A 20,939-nucleotide genomic window follows, 5' to 3' on the forward strand; every position below is an offset into this window, starting at 1 on the left:
GGGCAGCCATGGGCCATGTGGTTCTGCTGGGGGACAGCATCTTCGACAACGGCGCCTATGTGGCCGGTGGGCCGGATGTGGGCAGGCAGCTCGGCGCGTGCCTGCCCGCGGGCTGGCGGGCCACCCTGGCCGCGGTGGACGGGGCGGTGGCTGCCGGGGTGGCGGCACAGCTCCCCCGCATCCCCGCCGACGCCACCCACCTGGCCGTCAGCGCCGGCGGCAACGACGCCTTGCGCCAAGCCTCTATCCTGGAGCAGCCGGCCCGCAGCGTGGCAGAGGCGGTGCTGGCCCTGGCCGACGCCCGCGACCGCTTCGCCGCCGATTACCACGCCATGCTGGACGCCGTGCTGGCCCGCCGCCTGCCCACGGCCCTCTGCACCATCTACGACGCCCGCTTCCCCGACCCGGTGCAGCACCGGCTGGTGGGCGCCGGCCTCGCCCTGTTCAACGACGTGATCACCCGCGCCGCCTTCACCCGCGGCCTGGCCCTGGTGGACCTCCGCCTGCTGTGCGGCGACGACGCCGACTACGCCAACCCCATCGAGCCCAGCACCACAGGCGGCGCCAAAATCGCCGCCGCCCTGGCCCACTGGGCCACCGGCCCCTACGGCAGCCCCGACACCCTCCGCCCCCAGGACCAACCCCACCCCAGCCCGGTCTTCGCCCATGGGAAGGGAGGCATCCCGTCCGACGCAGGGCACCAAAAACCGTAGGCCGGGATAAGGCGAAGCCGCATCCCGACAGCAAGACTCCCCAGCCTTATCCCGACCCGGCCATGGTCCGGGAACACGGATTTGAGCGGATGGACACGGCGGGCCCTCACCCCGCCGCCGGCTCCCCCGCCGCTGGGGTGGCGTCCGCCCGCAGATACACCCCCACCCCGCCCGAGTCGGCCAGGAACACCACTCCCCGCGCCTCGAACGCCGCCCGCAAATCCCTCAGGGTGCGCCTCTGCGGGTTCCGCTCCCCGCGCTCGAAGGCGGCCGTTGGCGGGATGCGGAGGGGTGGAGATGTAGGTCGGATTAGGCGCCAACGGCGCCGTAATCCGACAGAACACGATGGCGTAAGTGCCGTCGGATTACGCGGCCAAGCCGCTAATCCGACCTACACAGCATTCCTGAGTGGCATCCTCTCATATGACCACCTAAGCTGTTGCCGTTGACCCCACGGCGGCTTGCATCGGGATGAAGGCGGTCTTCACTACCAAGGTCGATCCCACCTACGACGACCTGCCCGAATTCCAGTACCACTTCCCCCGCACCTACCTGCGGCAGGCGCAGGCGGCTGTCGGCGATTGGATCATCTATTATGAGCCGCGGCGAAGCACGGGTGACCGGTCCTCACGCGGGGGCCGCCAAGCCTATTTCGCTACGGCCCGGGTGATGGGCATCCGGCCCGACCCAACCTTGCCAGACCATTTCTACGCCTTCGTGGAAGGTTATCTGCCCCTTGTCCGTCCGGTGCCGTTCCGGGAAGGCAGCCACTACTATGAACGGGGCTTGCGGCGGGATGATGGGGAAACCAACAAGGGCGCCTTTGGCCGTGCTGTCCGGCTGCTGACGGAGCAGGAGTATGCGGACATCCTCCAGGCCGGCATGGCTCATATCCTCACGCCTGAGCCGCCGACAGCGCCTGTCGGTCAGACCCCCTTCGGCTTCGCCGACGAACCCGCCACCTTTGAACGCCCGATCATCGAGCGGCTGGTGGCCCGTCCCGTGCGGGATGCGGCCTTTGCCGCAGCGGTGAAGGAAGCCTACCACGACACCTGCGCCATCACTGGCCTTCGCCTGATCAACGGCGGCGGCCGGGCCGAGGTCCAGGCCGCCCACATCCGCCCGGTGGCGGAACACGGGCCCGACAGCCCCCGCAATGGCCTTGCCCTCTCCGCCACGGTCCATTGGATGTTTGACCGGGGACTGGTGTCCGCTACAGACGACTGCCGCCTGCTGGTGGCGGAACGGCATGTGCCCGAACCTGCGCGCCGCCTGTTCCTGCCGGATGGGAAGTTGCAGTTGCCGGACCGCCCGGACCTCCGCCCACATCCGCAGTTCCTGCGTTGGCATCGGGAGCGGGTATTTAAGGGATAAGCTTGTACGTCCTGCCGACGTTTCGCGAAGCATGCAGGTGCGCGCGCTGGCGCGGTTTCATAGTTTATGGGTACTGGAAAAATCAGCGCTGTTGCGTCGTCCCCTGCTTTTATGTGCGCTGCGCGAATTGCAGGCGGCAGCGTTCAAACGCACTCTGTGCGTGACAGAACGTATTGCGATACGTAATGTCGTGTACGAGTTTTCCGTACGGGAAACCGGAGAGGCCAGGAAACGGCTGGTACCCGCTTCCTGGCCCCCTCCTAGTGCGAAGTCACGGTGAGCTGGATCTGCCAGCGCCAAACCGGGACCGTTAACACAAGGAAGAAGGGACGCTTAGCCATCGTCTTCTCCTAGTGTGCTCTTGGCGAGCCAGACACAACGTCTGGCTCGCCTTCATTGTATGTGGATTGGCTACCCTCCCACAACCAAGTTTTGGTGCCCGGGCCGGAACCGATCAAGGGCATGCTAACTGTCTGATTTCACGTAGAAATTGCCGAACCTAAAACTAGAGCGGTATAGAGATTTTGTATGGTGGGTTGCTTAAGGCGACCTGCACATAACTGCGAGATTCACCTGAGCTTGCAATAACAGACGCAATCTTGACAATATTCCTATCCCATGCTCCCATACCCGATCCGCCCCGTGGCGGACGGGTCTTGTACTTGTCGGGTTTTCATGCGTTCCAGGGGAAGGCCTGTGCCGGTGGCCGGCTTAACGAGACAAAGGTGACATGCTTCGGACCGCGTCACCTTAGTCTCCTTAAGGCGTTTTTCCCAATGATCCCAGCCTCTTGGGATGAGACACGCGTCACCTTAAGCGTCACCTTTGTCGCGTTAAGGTCTCCTTGCGTCACCCAAACCAAAAACCCCGGCGGATCGCTCCGCCGGGGCCTTCGTCTCTCGCCGTCGGATTACGGGGCCAAGGCCCCTAATCCGACCTACGGGGCTCCCCGGGGCGGTTGCCCGCCCCGGGGTCAGGGACTTAGAAGTCCATGTCGCCCATGCCGCCCATGCCGCCGGGGCCGCCGGCGGGGGCGGACTTCGGCTGGGGCTTCTCGCCGATCATGGCCTCGGTGGTGATCAGCAGGCCGGCGATGGAGGCGGCGTCCTGCAGGGCGGCGCGCACGACCTTGGTCGGGTCGATGACGCCGAACTGGAACATGTCGCCGTACTCACCGGTCTGGGCGTTGAAGCCGGCGTTGACGTCGCCCTTCTCCAGCAGCTTGCCGACGATCACGGAACCGTCGAAGCCGGCGTTGGCGGCGATCTGACGGACCGGGGCCTGCAGGGCCTTGCGGACGATGTCCACGCCGAACTTCTGGTCCTCGTTCGGGGCCTTCAGCTGCTCCAGGGCCTTGGTGGCGTACAGCAGGGCGACGCCGCCGCCGGCCACGATGCCCTCTTCCACCGCGGCGCGGGTGGCGTGCATCGCGTCGTCAACGCGGTCCTTGCGCTCCTTCACCTCGACCTCGGTGGCGCCGCCGACGCGGATGACGGCCACGCCGCCGGCCAGCTTCGCCAGACGCTCCTGCAGCTTCTCACGGTCGTAGTCCGAGGTGGTCTCCTCGATCTGCGCCTTGATCTGGGCGATGCGGGCCTGGATGTCTTCCTTGCTGCCCTCGCCGTCGACGATGGTGGTGTTGTCCTTGTTGATCACCACCTTCTTGGCGCGGCCCAGCATCTCCAGGGTCACGTTCTCCAGCTTGATGCCCAGGTCTTCGCTGATGACCTGGCCGCCGGTCAGGATGGCCATGTCCTCCAGCATCGCCTTCCGGCGGTCACCGAAGCCCGGCGCCTTCACGGCCGCGACCTTCAGGCCGCCGCGCAGCTTGTTGACCACCAGCGTGGCCAGGGCCTCGCCCTCCACGTCCTCGGCCACGATGACCAGCGGGCGGGAGGACTGCACCACCGCCTCGAGGACCGGCAGCATGGCCTGCAGGCCGGACAGCTTCTTCTCGAACAGCAGGATGAAGGGGTTCTCCAGGTCCGCGACCATCTTGTCGGCGTTGGTCACGAAGTAGGGGGACAGGTAGCCGCGGTCGAACTGCATGCCCTCGACCACGTCCAGCTCGGTCTCCAGGGCCTTCGCCTCCTCGACCGTGATCACGCCCTCGTTGCCCACCTTGGCCATGGCCTCGGCGATCATCTGGCCGATGCTCTCCTCGCCGTTGGCGGAGATGGTGCCGACCTGGGCGATCTCGTCGTTGGTGGTGACCTTGCGGCTGCGGGACTTGATGTCCTCGACCACGGTCTGCACGGCCAGGTCCACGCCGCGCTTCACGTCCATGGGGTTCATGCCGGCGGCGATGGCCTTGGCGCCCTCACGGACGATGGCCTGGGCCAGCACGGTGGCGGTGGTGGTGCCGTCGCCGGCGAGGTCCGCCGTCTTCTGGGCGACCTCCTTCACCATCTGCGCGCCCATGTTCTCGAACTTGTCGGACAGCTCGATTTCCTTGGCGACAGACACGCCGTCCTTGGTGATGCGGGGGGCGCCGAAGCTCTTCTCGATCACCACGTTGCGGCCCTTCGGGCCCAGCGTCACCTTCACGGCGTCGGCCAGGATGTCCACGCCGCGCAGCATCTTGGCGCGGGCGTCGGAGCCGAACTTCACTTCCTTGGCAGCCATTGTCTTCGTCCCTTCGTTCTATATTGGGTCAGGTCGATCCGGGGGATCCGACTCAGGCGGCGTTCAGCACGCCCATGATGTCGCTTTCCTTCATGATCAGGTACTCGACACCGTCGATCTTCACCTCGGTGCCCGACCACTTGCCGAACAGCACGCGGTCACCGGCCTTCACGTCGAGCTGGACCAGCTTGCCGGACTCGTCGCGGGCGCCCGGGCCCACGGCGACCACCTCGCCCTCCTGGGGCTTTTCCTTGGCGGTGTCCGGGATGATGATGCCGCCGGCAGTCTTCTGCTCGGACTCGACGCGCTTGACCACCACGCGGTCGTGCAGCGGACGGAAACGCATGAATTCTCTCCCTTTATGAAGGCAAAAGAGACTCGGGATGAGCCTGTTGTTAGCACTCACCCGCGGTGAGTGCCAGCGAGGTAATTGAGCCCGCGCGAACTGTCAAGAGGGGGACCGGTTCCTGCCCCATCCCTGCCCCGGGGTATGGGGGCTACCCCGCCGCCCGTTCTGGCAGCAGCCACGGTTCACGGCTGCTAACATGTTGAAAAGCCAGAACAAACCCCTTCACGGAAACTTCATGTGGTGGCAGCATGAATGCCACGGGAGGGCAGGCGCACGACGCATGCCCCGCGACGGGGAGTGAAGGGATCGCGCCGGGCCGCCCATCCTTGCGAAGGATCGACGGGGGAGGACCATGGCCGCACTCGCCTTGCAACTCAAGGATTACCGCCTGACCACGGCGGAAATCCTCTACCACATGCCCGACCACCCGGGGGTGCTCCAGGCCTATATCTGGCAGGAGCTGGACCTGGCGCCCCGCTTCCCGCAGCTCAAGCACTTCCTGGATTTCTGGTCCCGCTGCCTGGACGGGAAGCTGCACAGCGTCCGCGTGGCGTCGGAGGCATTGATCAAGCCGGCGGAGTTCAAGCTGGTGGGGGCGGAGTTCCGCCTGCACTGAGTCGCGCCAGGGAAAACAGAAAGGGCGCCCCGGTGGGGGCGCCCTGCTTCTCATCCAACGGCTGCCGCCTTGGTATCAGGCGGCCAGCTTCAGGCTCGGCCCGGCGACGGCGATCAGGGCGTCGAAGCCGGCGCGCTGCTCGGAGATGCTGTCCAGCAGGTCGGCCAGGCTCTCCCGGGCAAAGGCGTCCTGGGTCTCCGACAGGTGGGACCGGACGATGGCGGCGAACTGGTCCAGGACCTCACGATGGATACGGGCGGAGGCGGTGACGTCCTTGGCGAAGGTCATGGTGGCCATTGTCTTGATCCTTTCCAGTCTGGCGTTTGGCGGTGTGCGTTCGTGATGAGGTGATTACAGCGCCAGACCGGTTAACGACCTCCTAACGACCGCCCCCAGGGGGCCGTGTAATGTTGGCTAATACTTGCGCTGCTCCTTTGCTTGATTGGGGATCGGTTGGGGATAGCCCGATCGGATATTGGTAACCCCTTCGTATTTGCCTGATCCGGGTGGGGAGGGGCAAAAAAACGGTTCGGCCACCCACCGGTTCCCTGACATGGATCAAATCCGCGCGGGCCGCGCCGCGCCCCGTGGGAAAAGGCGATGGGCCATGCTACATATGCCCTCGCCATGCACCGCTTCGCCAACCCCGCCCGCTTCCTCCGCCTCGCCGCCGTGGTCCAACCCTGGGCGGCGGGCATCGCCGTGATCGGCTTCGTCGCCGGCCTGTACTGGGCCCTGGTGGCCAGCCCGCCCGATTACCAGCAGGGCGACACGGTGCGGATCATGTACATCCACGTGCCCGCGGCGTGGATGAGCCTGTTCGTCTACAGCTCCATGGCCGTGGCCGCCGCCGTGGCGCTGATCTGGCGCCACCCGCTGGCGGAGGTCTATGCGCGGGCCGCGGCCCCGCTGGGGGCCGGCTTCACCCTGGTCTGCCTCGCCACCGGGTCCCTCTGGGGCGAGCCCATGTGGGGCACCTGGTGGGTGTGGGACGCGCGGCTGACCAGCGTGCTGATCCTGTTCTTCCTCTACCTGGGCTACATGGCCCTGGTGGACGCCTTCGACGACCCGACCCGCGGCAACCGGGCGGGCTGCATCCTGCTGCTGGTGGGCGCGGTCAACGTGCCGATCATCAAGTTCTCCGTGGACTGGTGGAACACTCTGCACCAGCCCGCCAGCGTGTTCCGCATGGGCGGGCCCACCATCCATGCCGACATGCTGTGGCCGCTGCTGGCCCTGGCCATCGCCTTCAAGGCCTATTTCGCCGCCGTCGTGATCACCCGCATGCGGGCCGAGCTGCTGGCGCGCAAGGTCCAGGCCCTGCGCCTGGCCCAGGCCTCCCAGGCGGCCGAGTGACGGGGGCGACCATGCGACCCGCCGTCGCCCCGTCTGGCAGGGCCTCCTACCGATCGACATATATCCACGGGCTTGGCGGCAGCCTGCCGCCCGGCCGGGTCCAGGGACTGTGATGGCCGAGTTCTTCGCCATGGGCGGCTACGCCCTCTATGTCTGGGGCAGCTACGGCATCGCCGCCGTGGTGCTGCTGGGGCTCATGCTGCTGAGCCTGAGCGCCCATCGCCGCCAGCAGCGCACGCTGGCCACGCTGGAGGGCATACGCCAGCCCCGCCGGGCCCGCCGCGCCAAGGCCGCCGACGGTGGAAGCGGCGGGGAATTGGCCCTGGCCGGCGCCTATGCCGGCGGGGGAAAGGGTTCGGCCGACTGCGACGCCGGCGGTGACGGCGGCGGCAGCGGCGGAGGGGATTGCTGAGATGATGACCCGCAAGAAGCGCCGCCTGTACGTTGTCCTGCTGGCCCTGCTGGGCCTGGGCACCGCCGCCGCGCTGACCCTGTCGGCGTTCGAGGAGAACATCGTCTTCTTCTACAGCCCCAGCGACCTGGGCGCCCGGCCCCCAGGCGACCGCTCCGTCCGCATCGGCGGGCTGGTGGCGGAGGGGAGCATCACCAAGCAGGCGGACGGCATGACCACCGTCTTCCAGGTGACCGACATGTCCGCCACGGTGCCCGTGCGCTACACCGGCATCCTGCCCGACCTGTTCCGCGAGGGGCAGGGCGTGGTGGCGGAGGGCAGGCTGGGCCCGGACGGGGTGTTCGTGGCCCGTGAGGTGCTGGCCCGCCACGATGAGAACTATATGCCGCCAGAGGTGGCCGACGCCCTGAAGCGCGCCGGCCAGTTCAAGCCGGAGGTGCCGGGCAAGCCGGTCTATGAGACCTCCACGACGGGCGACAAGGTCCACGCCACCACCACGCTGAAGCAGTAAGGGCGGCCGGCAGTCCCGTGCCGCCCGACAGGGAGTGAGCCCATGATCCCGGAGATCGGCCATTACGCGCTGGTGCTGGCCCTGCTGATGGCGGTGGTGCAGGGCACCCTGCCGTTCGTCGGCGCGTCGCGCGGGAACGTCGCCTGGATGGAGGTGGCGCGGCCGGCGGCCTATGGCCAGTTCCTGATGATCGGGCTGGCCTTCGTGGCCCTGACCTGGGCCTTCGTCGTCTCCGACTTCAGCCTCCAGGTGGTGATCCAGAACAGCCACAGCCTGAAGCCGATGCTCTACAAGGTGTCCGGCGTCTGGGGCAACCATGAGGGCTCGCTGGTCCTCTGGATGGTGATGCTGTCCGGCTTCGGCGCCGCCGTGGCCGCCTTCGGCCGCAATATCCCGCCGACCCTGAAGGCCCGGGTGCTGGGCGTGCAGGGGCTGGTGGGCGTGGGCTTCCTGCTGTTCATGCTGCTGACCAGCAACCCCTTCGTCCGCGTGTTCCCGGCCCCGGCCGACGGCAACGACCTGAACCCGTTGCTCCAGGACCCGGGCCTGGCCTTCCACCCGCCCTTCCTGTACCTGGGCTATGTGGGCTTCTCCGTCGCCTTCAGCTTCGCCGCCGGCGCCCTGATCGAGGGGCGCGTGGACCCCGCCTGGGGCCGTTGGCTGCGCCCCTGGGTGCTGATCGCCTGGGCGTCCCTGACCATGGGCATCGCCATGGGCTCCTGGTGGGCCTATTACGAGTTGGGCTGGGGTGGCTGGTGGTTCTGGGACCCGGTGGAGAACGCCTCCCTCATGCCCTGGCTGGCGGGCACGGCGCTGCTGCACTCCGCCATCGTGGTGGAGAAGCGCGACGCGCTGAAGACCTGGACCATCCTGCTGGCGGTGCTGACCTTCGCCCTGTCGCTGATGGGCACGTTCCTGGTGCGCTCGGGCGTGCTGACCTCCGTCCACGCCTTCGCCGTGGACCCGGCCCGCGGCACGGCCATCCTGATCCTGCTGCTCCTGGCGGTGGGCGGCAGCCTGCTGCTCTACGCCATGCGGGCCCACACGTTGAAGGTGGGCGGCGTCTTCGCCCCGGTCAGCCGCGAAGGCGCGCTGGTCTTGAACAACCTGCTGCTCAGCGTCTCCTGCGCCGTGGTGCTGATCGGCACGCTGATGCCGCTGGTGCTGGACGCCTTCGGTCACAAGATCAGCGTCGGCGCCCCCTATTTCAACTTCATCACCCCGTTCTTGGCCATCCCTCTGATCCTGGTGATGGGCGTCGGCCCCTTCCTGCCCTGGAAGCGGGCGGACCTGGGCGCCGTGCTGCCGCGGCTGGGCGTGGCCGCCCTGCTGACGGTGGTCGCCATCCTCTGGGCCCTGTGGGCGCATGGGGTGAAGCCGGTGATGGCCCTGGTGGGCGCCGGCCTTGCCGCCTGGGCCTTCTGCGGCGCCTTCGCGGAGATCGCGGAACGCATCAAGCTGTTCCGCATCCCCCTGGGCGACAGCCTTTCCCGCGCCGCCAGCCTGCCCCGCGGCGCCTGGGGCACGGCCCTTGCACATGCGGGCCTGGGCATCGCCGTGGCCGGCATGGTCGGCACCAGCTTCTGGCTGTCGGAGGAGATCCGGGTCATGAAGGTGGGCGACCAGACCCCGCTGGCCGGCTATACCTTCACCCTGGACAAGGTGGAGGAATTGCGTGGCCCCAACTACGTGACCGAGACGGGCACCTTCACCATCCGCGACGGTGACGACCTTGTCGCCACCATCGACGCGGAGCAGCGCTGGTACCCCGTTGCCAAGATGAAGACGACGGAGGCCGCCATCCACACCACCTTCGTCTCCGACCTCTACGCCGTGCTGGGCGACCGGACAGAAGACGGCACGGGCTGGGTGGTGCGGCTGTACCACCACCCGCTGGTGCCCTGGATCTGGTTCGGCTCCATCGTCATGGTGCTGGGCGGGCTGCTCAGCCTGTCGGACCGCCGCCTGCGGGTGGGCGTGCCGCAGAAGCGCGCCGCCCCGGTGCGCGGCCCGGTGGCCCAGGCGGCGGAGTAAGCGATGAGCCGCGCCCTCCTCGTCCTGCCGCTGCTGCTGTTCCTGGGCCTCGCCGGCTGGTTCGCCCTGGGCCTGACCCGGGACCCCAGCGTGCTGCCATCCAACATGATCGACAAGCCGGCGCCGGCCTTCGACCTGCCGCCCATCGCGGACAGCCTGCCGGGGCTGAAATCCTCGGACCTGAAGGGCCAGGCCCAGCTGGTCAACATCTTCGCCAGCTGGTGCGCCCCCTGCCGGGTGGAGCACCCGGTGCTGATGCGCTTGGCGGGGGAGCTGAAGGTGCCGCTGGTGGGCATCGCCTACAAGGACAAGCCGGAGGCCACCCGCGCCTTCCTGGACCAGCTCGGCAACCCCTTCACCGCCGTGGGCCAGGACCGTGACGGCCGCGTGGGCATCGACTTCGGCGTCTATGGCGTGCCGGAGACCTATGTGGTGGACCGCGAGGGCCGCATCCGCTACCGCCATGTGGGCCCGCTGATGCCCGCCGACGTGGAGGAGAAGATCCTGCCCCTGATGCGGGAGTTGTCGAAGTGAAGCTGACCCGTCGCATCGCCGCCCTGGCCCTGGCCGGGCTCCTCTCCGCCCCCGCCCTGGCCGTGCTGCCGAATGAGAAGCTGGCCGACCCGGCCATGGAGGCGCGGGCGCGGGAGATCAGCAAGGAACTGCGCTGCTTGGTCTGCCAGAACCAGTCCATCGACGACAGCAATGCCGAGCTGGCCCGTGACTTGCGGGTGCTGGTGCGCGAACGGCTAGTGGCCGGCGACAGCGACGAGCAGGTGCTGGCCTACGTCCATGACCGCTACGGCGACTTCGTGCTGCTGCGGCCGCCGGTGACCGGCTACACCGCCGCCCTCTGGTTCGGTCCGGCCCTGGTGCTGCTGCTGGCCGGGACTGGGACCGCCGTCTACATGCGCAACCGCCGCCGGGATGCGGAGGCCGCCCCCGCCACGTCCAGGCTGACGCCGGAGGAGGAGGCGCGGTTGCAGGCCCTGCTGGCCGCGCAGGATGGTACCGGGAGCGGGGAAGGCAAACGGGCATGATCGGTTTCTGGTTGGCCGCCGCGGCCCTCACCGCGGTCGCCGTGGTCATGCTGCTGCGGCCCCTGCTGCGGCCCCCCCAGCCCGGCGTCTCCAACGGGGAGTTCGCCCAGGGCATCTATGCCGACCAGTTGGCAGAGGTGGACCGCGACCTTGCCCGCGGCGTGCTGACACCGGAACAGGCCGCCAATGCCCGCACCGAGGTAGGCCGCCGCCTGCTGGCCGCGGCGGCGGAGGCCGAGCGCGTCGCCAAGACCCAGGGTTCCGGCACCGCCCGGCCCAGCCGCAAGCTGGCCTTGGCCCTGACCGGCCTGGTGCCCGTGGCGGCCTTGGGCCTTTACCTGTCCATGGGCAACCCGACCCTGCCCGCCGTGCCCTTCGAAGGCCGCCCGGCAGCCGCCCCGCCGCCGCAGGAATTCCTGGACGCGGTGGCGAAGCTGGAAAGGCTGTTGCAGGAGAACCCGAACGATCTGCAGGGCTGGGTGACCCTGGCCCAGAGCTATGCAAGGCTGGACCGCCCCGCCGACGCGGCAGAGGCCTACCGCAAGGCCGTGGGCCTGTCCCAGGGCGACGCGACGGTGCTGGGCAGCTTCGCCGAGGCCTTGACCAACGCCGCCGACGGCATGGTGACGGAGGAGGCGCGCCGCGCCTTCGAGGCGACCCTGCAAGCCCGGCCCGACGACCCCCGCGCCCGCTTCTACCTGGGCGTGGCCCGCTATCAGGCCGGCGACTACAAAGGCGCCATCGACCGCTGGGCCGCCCTGGTGGCGGACAGCCCGGCGGACGCGCCCTGGCTGCCCGTCGTGCGCCAGCGCATTTATGACGTGGCCAGCCAGGTCGGCATCGACCCCGTCGCGGCCACGCCCCAGCCCAAGCCCCCGCCAACCCGCAGACGGCGCAGCAACCGGCACCCCCGCCCGCAGCCGCGCCCCAACCCGGGGAAGCCCCCGCGGCTGCCGGCGGCCCCTCGCCGGAGCAGATGCAGGCCATGGCCGCCCTGCCGCCGGAACAGCGCCAAGCCGCCATCCGCGCCATGGTGGACAGCCTGGCGGAGCGGATGGAGAAGGACCCCGGCAATGTGGAAGGCTGGCTGCGCCTCGCCCAGGCCCGCAGCGTGCTGGGCGACAAGGAACAGGCCGTGGTCGCCGCCCGCCGCGCCACCCAGGCCGCCCCGGACCGGCCGGACACCTGGCTGGCGCTCGCCCGCATGCTGAACCCCGCCCCCGGCGCCAAGCCCTCGCCGGAGTTGGAAAGCGCCCTGCGCAAGGCCGTGGAGCTGGACCCGAAGAACGCCCAAGCCCTCTACTATCTGGGCCTCGCCGCCGCGGAGAACGGCCGCAAGGACGAGGCCCGCGCCACCTGGACCAAGCTCCTCCAGCAACTCCCCCCCGACAGCCCGGACCGGAAGGAGCTTCAGGAGCAGATCGACGGGTTGAAGTAGCAAGTACCCCCTCTCCCCACCGGGGAGAGGTCGGACGCGCAGCGTCCGGGTGAGGGGGTGGTGCCGCCGCACCGGGGCTGGGCGTCTTTCTGCTCCCAGCACCCCTCACCCCAACCCTCTCCCCGGTGGGGAGAGGGGAACCACAGCCCTACCGCGGCGCCGGCCGCGCCGCCAGTTTCCAGGTGCTGGCCTGGGCGTATTTGCGGGCCAGGAAATGGTAGGTCTTTTTCAGCAGGGCCTCGAAGGCGGGGGTCTTGTCGGGTTCCGCCGCCTCCCACTCCTCCAACAGCTCGTCCCAGGGCATCAGGCACTGGTGCAGATCGTCCCGCATCTCCCGGATATAGGCCACGTTCTTCTCGAACGCCTTCAGCATGGCCAGGATCTCACCGGTCTGGGCGTCCACCTGGGCGAAGCGTTGCTCCATGTCCGTGATGGGCGGGAGGGAGAGGGTCTGCATGCGCACGATCTCCTCCCGCAGGTTGCGCTCGATCTTGTAGATGCGGTGGGCCGCCTCCAGCCCGCGGCGGATGACGGCCAGCTTCAGCGACCGCTCGCGCAGCGCCTCGATGTAGGCCAGTTCCTTGGCCAGGAGGTCGATGCGCTTCTCCACCTCCTCCTCGGGGTTGCCGGACAGGGCCAGCTTGTTGGCGATGACCTTGAAGGCCTCCGTCACCCGCGCCTTCGTCTTGGGGTCCTCGACCACCTGCTCCAACTGCTCGGGGCTGGAGATCACCGTCTCACCCCCTGTCAGCCAAGTGACGAGCTGGACCGTCAGCCGGCCCTTGGCAATCTGGAAATGCCGGTCGTCCACCCGCCAGCTGGCGGTGCCGTCGATCAGCTCGTTGGGGATGGTGTCGCCGGGGCGGATCTCCCGCACGTACTTCAGCCCCTTGGCCGCCATGTCCAATAACTGGCCGTCGAAGGACTTGGGATCGATCTTGAACTCGTTGCACAGCTTGGAGATCGGCACCTCGGCGTCGTTCTTGCCCAAGCGGAAGCGCATCACCGGCTCGTCGTCGTTGCGGGACAGGACGAAGCGGACATTCTCCAGGGTGAAGACCTTGTGGTCGAACTCGAACTTGGTGCTGCGGTTCATCTGGCCTGTGGTCCCGCCGGTCGCCGGTGGGGCGCAACATACCACGTTCGCGCCAAGGGGCGGGGGACGAATGGCGGAAGGGCTGGTTTGTGCGTTCGCCCTCAAGCGCCGGGCGGGCGCATCCGCGCCCTTGGCTTACGCGGGCATGGGCCCGCGGGCCGCCGGTCGGCGGCCTCCGGCGGTAGGGGTCAAAGCCCCCTACCGCCGTTTTAGCTATCCCCATACCCCTCCAGCACCTGCGGTTCCACGCCCAAGGACCGCAGCATGGCCAGAACGGCCTCCGTCGCCCCGTCCAGGGCGGCCGGGTCGGTGGCGCGCAGCACCAGGCTGGTGCTGATCTTGCCCTGGCGGAAGGCGGGGTAGCTGCCGATGTCCACGCCCGGGAAGTCGGCGGCGATGGCGCGCAGCGGGTCGGCCATGGTGCCCTCCGGCACGCCGGACGCGACGGTGCGGACCAGCACCTTGGGGCCCCCACCAGCCGGTCCCCCAGCCCCGCCAGCATGGCCTGCATGATCATGGGCACGCCCGCCATGACGAAGACGTTGCCGATCTGGAAGCCGGGCGCCGCGCTGACCGGGTTGTCGATCAGGCTGGCCCCCTCCGGCGTGTTGGCCATGCGCAGCCGCGCCTCGTTCAGCATGTCCGTGCCGGCATAGTGCTTCTCCAGCCGCCGCACCGCCTCCGGGTGGCGGACCAGGGGCACGCCGAAGGCCTTGGCCACGCACTCCGCCGTGATGTCGTCATGGGTGGGGCCGATGCCGCCCGTGGTGAAGACATAGGTGTATTTGGCGCGCAAGGCGTTGACCGCGTCGATGATCTCCCCCTCCACGTCCGGAACCACCCGCGCCTCCCGGAACCGCACGCCGATGCCGGCCAGGTACTTGGCGATGTGCGCCATGTTGGCGTCTTGGGTCCGGCCCGACAGGATCTCGTTGCCGATGATCAGCAGGGCAGCGGTGGGGGCGGTGTCGGTCATGGCGGTCCATCCCGGTGGTCGTCTTCTCACGCTGCTTCCATATAGACGGGCGCGCGGCGTTCGGCGACAGTCCCGCCGCATTCTTCCCACGCCCGGGTCCCCATGCTCTTCCCCACCCCCCTGGTTCCGGCCACGCTGCAGCGCCGGTACAAGCGGTTCCTGGCCGACGTCACCCTGCCGGACGGCAGCACCGCCACAGTCCACGTACCGAACTCCGGCGCCATGCTGGGGCTGGACGCGCCGGGCAGCGAGTGCTGGGTCAGCCGTTCCCCCAACCCCGACCGCAAGCTGGCCCACACGCTGGAGATCGTGCGGGAGGCGGCCACCGGCGCCCTGGTGGGCTGCAACACCATGCACCCGAACAGGCTGGCGGAGGAGGCGATCCGCGGCGGGGTGATCCCGGACCTGGCCGGCTATGCCACCCTGCGGCGGGAGGTGAAATACGGGGTGAACAGCCGTATCGACCTGCTGCTGGAGGACCCGACCCGCCCCACGGCCTATGTGGAGATCAAGAACGTCCACCTGCGCCGCGGGCCCCCGGTGGCGGAGTTCCCGGACTGCGTTACCAGCCGCGGTGCCAAGCATCTGGTCGAGCTGGCGGAGATGGTCCGCGCCGGCCACAGGGCGGTCATGCTGTACCTTGTCCAGCGGGACGATTGTGACCAGTTCCGGCTGGCGGCCGACCTGGACCCCGCCTATGCGCGCGGATTGGCCGCCGCGCGCCAAGCGGGGGTTGAAGCCATTTGCTGGGCGTGTAAGGTCACGCCGGATGGCATCGTGGTCCACCGGCCCTTGCCCATCCTGGACATCCCCGCCTGAAAACCCCGCCTGCCTGATTGAGAGCCCGCCTGTGGACGACGACGACAACCGCCCCATCAAGATCCACAGCCCCGATGATTTCGAGGGCATGCGCCGTGCCGGCCGGCTGGCCGCGGCGACGCTGGATTACATCACCCAGTTCGTCCGCCCCGGCGTGATGACGGAAGAGCTGGACACCCTGATCGAGCAGTACATGCGCGACCATGGCGGCATCCCGGCCACCCTGGGCTACAAGGGCTATTCCAAGTCCAGCTGCATCAGCATCAACCACGTGGTCTGCCACGGCATCCCCGGCGTGAAGCGGCTGGCGGAAGGCGACATCGCCAACATCGACGTGACGGTGATCCTGGACGGCTGGTACGGCGACACCAGCCGCATGTACATCGTCGGCTCTGGCTCGGTGAAGGCCAAGAAGCTGGTGGACGTGACGTATGAGGCGATGATGCGCGGCATCGCCGCCGTCCGCCCCGGCGCCACCCTGGGCGACATCGGCCACGCCATCCAGACCTATGCGGAGGCCAACCGCTTCTCCGTCGTGCGGGACTTCTGCGGCCACGGGCTGGGCCGGGTCTTCCACGACGCGCCCAGCGTGCTGCACTACGGCCAGCCCGGCCGGGGTGCCGTGCTGAAGGAAGGCATGTTCTTCACCATCGAGCCGATGATCAACGCCGGCCGGTACGAGGTGAAGGTGCTGGCCGACGGCTGGACCGCCGTCACCCGCGACAAGAGCCTGTCCGCCCAGTTCGAGCACTCCATCGGCGTGACCAAGGACGGCTGCGAGATCTTCACCCTCTCCCCCGCCGGGATGAACAAGCCGCCGTACGAGCTGGCGGAGAAGGCGGCGTAGTTTTGCGGCGTTGCGGATAGACTTTTACACGGACAACACGGACGCCGACTTCGTCGGCAACATGGACGGACACGGACGGGCGTCGGGCTTGGGGAGGCGGTTTTCCCAGGCCGACGCCCTTCCTGTTTGTTGCGGCTTCGGCGCGGTCCCTTGAGGTGCCGCAGGCATTCACTTTTCCAAGCATGTTCGTGACCGGCGCGATTTGGCACCTGTCCGTGCGTGTCCGTGTTCCCGCGCGCAGCGCGGGGTCCGTGCCGTCCGTGTTGATTGGCCCCTCCGCCAGAAACACACCCCGCGGGCATAAGCGCCGAACCCCTTCCGCAAGCAGGCGGCCATTGCTATGCTTCCTACAGGTGTAGGGAGAAACGAGCATGGCGGGCAACGCCTCGACCAAGGCTTTGGATGATGAGCTGGCGGCCGCCCTGGCGCGCGGGCGGCGGGAGCTGCCCCTGCCCCTGCCGGAGGAGCCGGCGGGGGAGGGGGAGTCCAAGCCCCATTACCATGGCCACCGGGACCGGCTGCGCGGCCGGTTCCTGGAACAGGGGCCGGATGCCTTGCAGGATTACGAGCTGTTGGAACTGCTGCTGTTCCAGGCCATCCCGCGGCGGGACGTGAAGCCGCTGGCCAAGCAGCTCCTGCAAACCTACGGGTCCCTGTGGGCCGTGGTGAACGCGCCGCCGGAGTCGCTGCGGACCCGCTTCAACTTCTCCGACACGGTCATCGGCGCCATCCGCATCGTTGGGGCCATCGGGCTGCGGATGGCACGGCAGGAGGTGATGGGCAAGCCCATCCTGTCCTCCTGGCAGAAGCTGCTGGACTACTGCCAAGGCGCCATGGCGCATGAAAGCGTGGAGCAGTTCCGCCTGCTGTTCCTGGATCGCAAGAACACCCTGATCGCGGATGAGGTGCAGCAGCGCGGCACCGTGGACCACACCCCCGTCTACCCGCGCGAGGTGGTGCGCCGGGCCCTGGAACTGGGCGCCACGGCCCTGATCCTGGTCCACAACCACCCCAGCGGCGACCCCACCCCCAGCCGCGCCGACATCGACATGACCAAGCAGATCGTCACCGCCGCCCAGGCCCTGGGCGTGGTGGTCCACGACCATGTCATCATCGGCAAGGGCCAGTATGTCAGCTTCAAGAGCGCGGGGCTGATGTGACCATCGCCCGCGCGGGTGCCGCCGGGGCGGGCGGCACGGCGGGTTGCGCCTTCAGCGTGTCCAGCTCCCGCTGCAACCGGTCGGCGCGGGCCTGGTGCTGGCGTTCGGCCTTGCGGTGGCCGTGCTGGCCCAACCAGGCGACCAGGGCGCCCTGCAGGAAGCCCAGCACCAGCGTGACCAGCACCAGGGTGAAGGCCGGCGCCTCCACCCGGAAGGGCAGGGGCCAAAGGCCCAGGCTCACCGGCTCCAGGTTGGACACGGCGAAGGACACGGCCAGCAGGGCGACGGGAAGGGTGACCAGCCAGGACAGGTAACGCACGGCAACAACCCTCCCCATCGACAAGGCGATCCCGCCCTTACTCGTCGGTGTTCAGCCGCTCGCGCAGCTGCTTGCCGGTCTTGAAGAAGGGGATCACCTTCTCATCCACATCCACGCTTTCCCCGGTGCGGGGGTTGCGGCCGGTGCGGGCGTCCCGCCGCTTCACGGAAAACGCGCCGAAACCGCGCAACTCCACCCGGTCGCCCCGGGCCAGGGCCTCGGTGATCTCATCGAAGATGGTGGTGACGATCTTTTCCACGTCCCGCTGGTACAGATGCGGGTTCCGCTCGGCCAGCTTCTGGATCAACTCTGATTTGGTCATCGCGAGGAATCCCCCAAGGGCGGGAAACTTGTCGGCCCCCGGCTCCCCCCAGGTGCCGCGTCCCCCTTCTGAGCCCAACAGAGTGCCGGAGAGTAGCCCGGGGCGCAAGGGCTAAGCCGTTCATATTCAACTCGTTTTCGGTACCATTCAGCAGGGGCGGGGTGGCACCGCGCCGCAGTTCCTGCGTTATGGGACATGAGGTTCGTGCCCGGCACGGGGCCGGTGAGTGACGAGGGGAGGCGGAATGGAACCCAAATGGCTTGTCTGGGCGCGACGGATGCAGGCCTTGGCCCAGACCGGCCTGGCCTTCACCAGGGACAAGTATGACCGGGAGCGGTTCAAGGCCCTGCGCGACCTGGCGGCAGAGGTGATGGCCGCCCACGGCGATACGCCCGTCGACCACATCAGGGGCCTGTTCGCCGCCCAGACCGGCTATGCCACGCCCAAGGTGGACGTGCGCGGGGCAGCGTTCCGCGACGGCAGGATCCTGATGGTGCGGGAAGCCATGGACCAGGACCGCTGGACCCTTCCCGGCGGCTGGGCCGACGTGAACGACAGCCCGGCCGAGTGCGTGCGGCGGGAGGTGCTGGAGGAGTCCGGCTTCGAGGTGCGCGTGACCAAGCTGGCCGCCGTCTGGGACCGTGCCAAGCATGCCCACACCCCGCCCTACCCATTCCATATCTACAAGATGTTCTTCATCTGCGAGGTGGTCGGTGGCTCCCCCGCCGCCGCGACGCTGGAGACCAACGGCGTCGCCTTCTTCGGCCCGGATGAGGTTCCGGCCGACCTGTCCCTGGGCCGGACCCTGCCCTGGCAGGTCCAGCGCATGTTCGCCCACGCCGCCGACCCGTCCCTGCCGACGGACTTCGATTGAGAGCGTTGCCCCTTGCTGGCAACGCGCTTCGGCGGCGACCGCCGCCGCGCGGCCCCTTGGCCGCGTGAGCCAAGCGGCCGGCGCCTGAGGGACACGGAATGCGAGACCCGCCTCCAGTCCCCTAGAGGCCGGCCAAAAGAAAAGGGCCGCCGTGGTTTCCCACGGCGGCCCGTCCTTGCCGGTTTCCCGGTAAGGCTTACTCGCCCTGCTGGCGGCGCTTCAGGGCCGCGCCCAGGATGTCGCCCAGCGAGGCGCCGGAGTCGGAGGAACCGAACTCCTGCATGGCCTGCTTCTCCTCCTCGACCTCCTTGGCCTTGACGGAGAGGCCGATCTTGCGGCTGCCGCGGTCAACCTGGGTGACCTTGGCATCCACCTTCTCGCCGACCGCGAAGCGCTCGGGGCGCTGCTCGGACCGCTCGCGGGACAGGTCAGACTTGCGGATGAAGCCGGTGAAGCCCTCGCCCACCGAGACCTCGATGCCACCGTCCGTGACCTGGGTCACGGTGCAGGTGACCACGTCGCCCTTCTTCATGCCGGCGGCGGCGGATTCGAACGGGTCGCCCGCCAGCTGCTTGATGCCGAGGGAGATGCGCTCCTTCTCCACGTCCACGTCCAGGACCTTGACCTTGACGTGGTCGCCCTTCTTGTACTCCTGGATGGCCTGCTCGCCGGGGGTGTTCCAGTCCAGGTCGGACAGGTGCACCATGCCGTCGATGTCGCCGGGCAGGCCCACGAACAGGCCGAACTCGGTGATGTTCTTGACCTCGCCTTCCAGCTCGGTGCCGCTGGGGAACTTCTCGACGAAGCCCTCCCACGGGTTCTGCATGGTCTGCTTCAGGCCCAGGCTGATGCGGCGCTTCACCGGATCCACGTCCAGCACCATCACCTCGACCTCCTGGGAGGTGGAGACGATCTTGCCGGGGTGGACGTTCTTCTTGGTCCAGCTCATCTCGGACACGTGGACCAGGCCCTCGATCCCCGGCTCCAGCTCCACGAAGGCGCCGTAGTCGGTGATGTTGGTGACGCGGCCCTTGAACTTGGCGCTGACCGGGTACTTGGCGGCCACGCCCTCCCACGGGTCGGCCTCAAGCTGCTTCATGCCGAGGCTGATGCGCTGGGTCTCCGGGTTGAAGCGGATGACCTGGACCGTGACGGTCTGGCCGATCTGCAGCGCCTCGGACGGGTGGTTGATACGGCGCCACGCGATGTCGGTGACGTGCAGCAGGCCGTCCACGCCGCCCAGGTCGACGAAGGCGCCGTAGTCGGTGATGTTCTTCACCACGCCCTGCAGGACCTGGCCTTCCTTCAGGCTGGCCACCAGCTCGCTGCGGGCCTCCGCACGGCTCTCCTCGAGCACGGCGCGGCGGGACACCACGATGTTGCCGCGGCTGCGGTCCATCTTCAGGATCTGGAAGGGCTGCGGCGTGCCCATCAGCGGGCTGATGTCGCGCACCGGGCGGATGTCCACCTGGCTGCCCGGCAGGAACGCCACGGCGCCGTTCAGGTCGACGGTGAAGCCGCCCTTGACGCGGCCGAAGATGATGCCGGTGACGCGGGACTGGTCGTTGAACGACTTCTCCAGCAGCGTCCAGGCCTCCTCGCGCTTGGCCTTCTCACGGGACAGGACAGCCTCGCCGTCCTTGTTCTCCATGCGCTCGAGGTACACCTCGACGGTGTCGCCGGCCTTCAGCTCCACCGGCTGGCCGGGGACCGCGAATTCCTTCAGGGCGACGCGGCCCTCGGACTTCAGGCCGACGTCGATCAGCACCTGGTCGTTCTCGACGCGGACGACGCGCCCCTTGACGACGGTGCCCTCGAGGCTGTCGGCGGTGCCGAAGCTCTCCTCGAGCAGGGCGGCGAAGCTCTCCTTCGCCGGCGCGGACTTGGTAGCGGAAACCTGGGCCATCAGAACTCCTTGGGTGGATCCCAAGCGGCACTCCGCCCGTACCCCCGGCACGCCCGAGCCGGCTTCAGGGCTTCACACCGCCGCACCGGGCACCACGCCCGGCGACTTGGTTGATGCGACCGGCACCATGCCGGGCGGCTTTTCCTGCCCCG

The 20,939-nt window shown here is 68.4% G+C and carries 22 protein-coding genes and 2 pseudogenes; 15 read left to right on the forward strand and 9 right to left on the reverse strand.

Translation table 11 applies throughout. The annotated features are described in order from the left end of the window. Positions 1-8 precede the first annotated feature (8 nt). Together HHL28_RS17670 and HHL28_RS17675 are read left to right on the forward strand one after the other, a co-directional pair. Entirely contained in the window at positions 9-713 is a 705-nt protein-coding gene (locus HHL28_RS17670; RefSeq protein ID WP_075772718.1) for an SGNH/GDSL hydrolase family protein, read from the forward strand. A 471-nt stretch (positions 714-1,184) separates the two neighbouring features. Next, positions 1,185-2,087 (forward strand): HNH endonuclease, encoded by a 903-nt coding sequence (locus HHL28_RS17675; RefSeq protein WP_075772717.1) that lies wholly within the window; start codon positions 1,185-1,187, stop codon positions 2,085-2,087. A 981-nt stretch (positions 2,088-3,068) separates the two neighbouring features. On the opposite strand, the gene groL is transcribed toward HHL28_RS17675, so the two are convergent. Both groL and groES read right to left on the reverse strand, forming a co-directional pair. Beyond that, positions 3,069-4,712: a chaperonin GroEL gene (gene groL / locus HHL28_RS17680; protein WP_075772716.1), complete on the reverse strand. Its 1,644-nt coding sequence runs from the start codon at positions 4,710-4,712 to the stop codon at positions 3,069-3,071. Positions 4,713-4,764: 52 nt separating this feature from the next. Next, positions 4,765-5,058 carry a co-chaperone GroES gene (gene groES / locus HHL28_RS17685; protein ID WP_075772715.1) on the reverse strand — a complete coding sequence of 98 codons (294 nt, stop codon included), beginning with the start codon at positions 5,056-5,058 and terminating at the stop codon, positions 4,765-4,767. Positions 5,059-5,413: 355 nt separating this feature from the next. Here groES and HHL28_RS17690 point away from each other — a divergent pair, with 355 nt between their 5' ends. Further along, positions 5,414-5,677 (forward strand): usg protein, encoded by a 264-nt coding sequence (locus HHL28_RS17690; RefSeq protein WP_075772714.1) that lies wholly within the window; start codon positions 5,414-5,416, stop codon positions 5,675-5,677. 75 nt (positions 5,678-5,752) lie between these two features. Here HHL28_RS17690 and HHL28_RS17695 read toward each other — a convergent pair whose 3' ends face one another. Continuing rightward, positions 5,753-5,974, reverse strand: a complete 222-nt coding sequence (locus tag HHL28_RS17695) for a hypothetical protein (protein WP_075772713.1) — start codon at positions 5,972-5,974, stop codon at positions 5,753-5,755. A 330-nt stretch (positions 5,975-6,304) separates the two neighbouring features. Here HHL28_RS17695 and HHL28_RS17700 point away from each other — a divergent pair, with 330 nt between their 5' ends. The 8 genes and pseudogenes from HHL28_RS17700 to HHL28_RS17740 all read left to right on the forward strand — a co-directional run bounded on the left by HHL28_RS17700 (position 6,305) and on the right by HHL28_RS17740 (position 12,468). Next, the gene (locus HHL28_RS17700; RefSeq protein WP_404326963.1) at positions 6,305-7,033 is read left to right on the forward strand and encodes a heme ABC transporter permease; all 729 of its coding nucleotides are present in this window, start codon (positions 6,305-6,307) and stop codon (positions 7,031-7,033) included. A 112-nt stretch (positions 7,034-7,145) separates the two neighbouring features. Further along, positions 7,146-7,445, forward strand: a complete 300-nt coding sequence (gene ccmD, locus HHL28_RS17705; RefSeq protein ID WP_075772711.1) for a heme exporter protein CcmD — start codon at positions 7,146-7,148, stop codon at positions 7,443-7,445. Positions 7,446-7,449: 4 nt separating this feature from the next. Beyond that, the gene (gene ccmE / locus HHL28_RS17710) at positions 7,450-7,956 is read left to right on the forward strand and encodes a cytochrome c maturation protein CcmE (RefSeq protein ID WP_075772732.1); all 507 of its coding nucleotides are present in this window, start codon (positions 7,450-7,452) and stop codon (positions 7,954-7,956) included. 42 nt (positions 7,957-7,998) lie between these two features. After that, positions 7,999-9,990, forward strand: a complete 1,992-nt coding sequence (locus HHL28_RS17715) for a heme lyase CcmF/NrfE family subunit (RefSeq protein WP_075772710.1) — start codon at positions 7,999-8,001, stop codon at positions 9,988-9,990. 3 nt (positions 9,991-9,993) lie between these two features. Next, entirely contained in the window at positions 9,994-10,524 is a 531-nt protein-coding gene (locus tag HHL28_RS17720; protein ID WP_075772709.1) for a DsbE family thiol:disulfide interchange protein, read from the forward strand. Further along, entirely contained in the window at positions 10,521-11,030 is a 510-nt protein-coding gene (locus tag HHL28_RS17725) for a cytochrome c-type biogenesis protein (protein ID WP_404326094.1), read from the forward strand. Before HHL28_RS17720 ends, HHL28_RS17725 begins: the two co-directional genes overlap by 4 nt. 47 nt (positions 11,031-11,077) lie before the next feature. Further along, positions 11,078-11,761, forward strand: a pseudogene (ccmI, locus tag HHL28_RS19155) (c-type cytochrome biogenesis protein CcmI); the annotation flags it as partial. 323 nt (positions 11,762-12,084) lie between these two features. Continuing rightward, complete coding sequence (locus tag HHL28_RS17740) at positions 12,085-12,468, forward strand: tetratricopeptide repeat protein (protein WP_449687001.1); 384 nt, start codon at positions 12,085-12,087, stop codon at positions 12,466-12,468. A gap of 148 nt (positions 12,469-12,616) precedes the next feature. Here HHL28_RS17740 and HHL28_RS17745 read toward each other — a convergent pair whose 3' ends face one another. From HHL28_RS17745 to HHL28_RS19055, 3 genes and pseudogenes are all read right to left on the reverse strand, one after another. Continuing rightward, positions 12,617-13,564: a hypothetical protein gene (locus HHL28_RS17745; protein WP_075772708.1), complete on the reverse strand. Its 948-nt coding sequence runs from the start codon at positions 13,562-13,564 to the stop codon at positions 12,617-12,619. 209 nt (positions 13,565-13,773) lie between these two features. Beyond that, positions 13,774-14,025, reverse strand: coding sequence for a hypothetical protein (locus HHL28_RS19050; RefSeq protein WP_404326100.1), 252 nt, complete (start codon positions 14,023-14,025; stop codon positions 13,774-13,776). An 83-nt stretch (positions 14,026-14,108) separates the two neighbouring features. After that, positions 14,109-14,621, reverse strand: a pseudogene (locus tag HHL28_RS19055) (competence/damage-inducible protein A); the annotation flags it as partial. Between the two features lie 21 nt (positions 14,622-14,642). Between HHL28_RS19055 and sfsA the strand changes: the two are divergent. The 3 genes from sfsA to radC all read left to right on the forward strand — a co-directional run bounded on the left by sfsA (position 14,643) and on the right by radC (position 17,366). Beyond that, the gene (gene sfsA, locus HHL28_RS17755) at positions 14,643-15,359 is read left to right on the forward strand and encodes a DNA/RNA nuclease SfsA (protein ID WP_075772706.1); all 717 of its coding nucleotides are present in this window, start codon (positions 14,643-14,645) and stop codon (positions 15,357-15,359) included. Positions 15,360-15,447: 88 nt separating this feature from the next. Further along, the gene (gene map / locus HHL28_RS17760; RefSeq protein ID WP_404326965.1) at positions 15,448-16,206 is read left to right on the forward strand and encodes a type I methionyl aminopeptidase; all 759 of its coding nucleotides are present in this window, start codon (positions 15,448-15,450) and stop codon (positions 16,204-16,206) included. 371 nt (positions 16,207-16,577) lie between these two features. Beyond that, a complete protein-coding gene (radC, locus tag HHL28_RS17765) occupies positions 16,578-17,366 on the forward strand; it encodes a RadC family protein (RefSeq protein WP_083699448.1) in 789 nt (262 codons plus the stop codon). Here radC and HHL28_RS17770 read toward each other — a convergent pair. Both HHL28_RS17770 and ihfB read right to left on the reverse strand, forming a co-directional pair. Then, the gene (locus tag HHL28_RS17770; protein ID WP_075772704.1) at positions 17,344-17,685 is read right to left on the reverse strand and encodes a LapA family protein; all 342 of its coding nucleotides are present in this window, start codon (positions 17,683-17,685) and stop codon (positions 17,344-17,346) included. The two genes, radC and HHL28_RS17770, sit on opposite strands and share 23 nt — an antisense overlap. Positions 17,686-17,722: 37 nt before the next feature. Continuing rightward, positions 17,723-18,007: an integration host factor subunit beta gene (gene ihfB / locus HHL28_RS17775; protein WP_075772703.1), complete on the reverse strand. Its 285-nt coding sequence runs from the start codon at positions 18,005-18,007 to the stop codon at positions 17,723-17,725. Positions 18,008-18,251: 244 nt separating this feature from the next. Between ihfB and HHL28_RS17780 the strand changes: the two genes are divergently transcribed. After that, positions 18,252-18,881 carry an NUDIX hydrolase gene (locus HHL28_RS17780; RefSeq protein WP_075772702.1) on the forward strand — a complete coding sequence of 210 codons (630 nt, stop codon included), beginning with the start codon at positions 18,252-18,254 and terminating at the stop codon, positions 18,879-18,881. 196 nt (positions 18,882-19,077) lie between these two features. Here the strand turns inward: HHL28_RS17780 and rpsA are convergent, their stop codons facing one another. Next, entirely contained in the window at positions 19,078-20,787 is a 1,710-nt protein-coding gene (gene rpsA / locus HHL28_RS17785) for a 30S ribosomal protein S1 (RefSeq protein ID WP_075772701.1), read from the reverse strand. Between the last annotated feature and the right edge of the window lie 152 nt (positions 20,788-20,939).

It is taken from the genome of Aerophototrophica crusticola, assembly GCF_012913305.1.
Lineage (GTDB): Bacteria > Pseudomonadota > Alphaproteobacteria > Azospirillales > Azospirillaceae > Niveispirillum > Niveispirillum crusticola.

What these genes read in the sequence shown, in the direction of transcription:
- HHL28_RS17670 (WP_075772718.1), top strand. Translation starts at nt 9, where the DNA reads ATGGGCCATGTGGTTCTGCTGGGGGACAGCATCTTCGACAACGGCGCC.
- HHL28_RS17675 (WP_075772717.1), top strand. Translation starts at nt 1,185, where the DNA reads ATGAAGGCGGTCTTCACTACCAAGGTCGATCCCACCTACGACGACCTG.
- groL (WP_075772716.1), bottom strand. Translation starts at nt 4,712, where the DNA reads ATGGCTGCCAAGGAAGTGAAGTTCGGCTCCGACGCCCGCGCCAAGATG.
- groES (WP_075772715.1), bottom strand. Translation starts at nt 5,058, where the DNA reads ATGCGTTTCCGTCCGCTGCACGACCGCGTGGTGGTCAAGCGCGTCGAG.
- HHL28_RS17690 (WP_075772714.1), top strand. Translation starts at nt 5,414, where the DNA reads ATGGCCGCACTCGCCTTGCAACTCAAGGATTACCGCCTGACCACGGCG.
- HHL28_RS17695 (WP_075772713.1), bottom strand. Translation starts at nt 5,974, where the DNA reads ATGGCCACCATGACCTTCGCCAAGGACGTCACCGCCTCCGCCCGTATC.
- HHL28_RS17700 (WP_404326963.1), top strand. Translation starts at nt 6,305, where the DNA reads ATGCACCGCTTCGCCAACCCCGCCCGCTTCCTCCGCCTCGCCGCCGTG.
- ccmD (WP_075772711.1), top strand. Translation starts at nt 7,146, where the DNA reads ATGGCCGAGTTCTTCGCCATGGGCGGCTACGCCCTCTATGTCTGGGGC.
- ccmE (WP_075772732.1), top strand. Translation starts at nt 7,450, where the DNA reads ATGACCCGCAAGAAGCGCCGCCTGTACGTTGTCCTGCTGGCCCTGCTG.
- HHL28_RS17715 (WP_075772710.1), top strand. Translation starts at nt 7,999, where the DNA reads ATGATCCCGGAGATCGGCCATTACGCGCTGGTGCTGGCCCTGCTGATG.
- HHL28_RS17720 (WP_075772709.1), top strand. Translation starts at nt 9,994, where the DNA reads ATGAGCCGCGCCCTCCTCGTCCTGCCGCTGCTGCTGTTCCTGGGCCTC.
- HHL28_RS17740 (WP_449687001.1), top strand. Translation starts at nt 12,085, where the DNA reads ATGGAGAAGGACCCCGGCAATGTGGAAGGCTGGCTGCGCCTCGCCCAG.
- HHL28_RS17745 (WP_075772708.1), bottom strand. Translation starts at nt 13,564, where the DNA reads ATGAACCGCAGCACCAAGTTCGAGTTCGACCACAAGGTCTTCACCCTG.
- sfsA (WP_075772706.1), top strand. Translation starts at nt 14,643, where the DNA reads ATGCTCTTCCCCACCCCCCTGGTTCCGGCCACGCTGCAGCGCCGGTAC.
- map (WP_404326965.1), top strand. Translation starts at nt 15,448, where the DNA reads ATGCGCCGTGCCGGCCGGCTGGCCGCGGCGACGCTGGATTACATCACC.
- radC (WP_083699448.1), top strand. Translation starts at nt 16,578, where the DNA reads ATGGCGGGCAACGCCTCGACCAAGGCTTTGGATGATGAGCTGGCGGCC.
- ihfB (WP_075772703.1), bottom strand. Translation starts at nt 18,007, where the DNA reads ATGACCAAATCAGAGTTGATCCAGAAGCTGGCCGAGCGGAACCCGCAT.
- HHL28_RS17780 (WP_075772702.1), top strand. Translation starts at nt 18,252, where the DNA reads ATGGAACCCAAATGGCTTGTCTGGGCGCGACGGATGCAGGCCTTGGCC.
- rpsA (WP_075772701.1), bottom strand. Translation starts at nt 20,787, where the DNA reads ATGGCCCAGGTTTCCGCTACCAAGTCCGCGCCGGCGAAGGAGAGCTTC.